The following is a 537-nucleotide window of genomic DNA, read 5'->3' as shown; positions in this document are numbered from 1 at the left end:
TCTGCACGTGGACGAGCCGACCTCGCATGTGGACTGGTCCGCGGGCGGGGTGGAGCTGCTCACGGAGTCTCGTGCGTGGGAGGCGGCGGAGGGTCGTCCGCGTCGCGCGGGGGTGTCCTCGTTCGGCGTCAGCGGGACCAATGCCCACATCATTCTCGAAGAGGGATCCGAGAGCGTGGTGGCGCCAGCCCCGGAGGCCGCGGGCGACACCGACGGAGCATCGGAACCCTCTGCTCTCACGGACTCGTCGGAGCCGGGTGTGCTGGCGTGGGTGGTGTCCGGTGCGGGTGAGGAGGCGCTGCGCGAGCAGGCCGGGCGGCTGGCCGAATGGGTCGAGGGCCGCGACCTGCGAGCCGATGATGTCGCCTACACGCTGGCGACAGACCGGTCGAAGCTGTCCCACCGGGCGGTCGTGGTCGGCTCCGACGGTGACGCCATGCTGGAGGCCACGCGTGCGCTCGCCCGGGGCGAAACGGTCGCGCGGGTCACCGCGGGCACCGCCGCTGATCAGGATGGCCAGATCGCGTTTGTTTTTCC

The 537-nt window shown here is 71.3% G+C and carries 1 protein-coding gene; it reads left to right on the top strand.

Annotated elements, in window-relative coordinates:
• A partial coding sequence (locus NLI01S_RS24885) for a ketoacyl-synthetase C-terminal extension domain-containing protein (protein WP_305778460.1) occupies positions 1-537 on the top strand: 537 nt, incomplete at both ends.

The organism is Nocardiopsis listeri NBRC 13360 (assembly GCF_001570765.1).
GTDB lineage: Bacteria > Actinomycetota > Actinomycetes > Streptosporangiales > Streptosporangiaceae > Nocardiopsis > Nocardiopsis listeri.
Note: the sequence above shows the minus strand (reverse complement) of the source record. Positions and strands in the feature narration are given on the sequence as shown.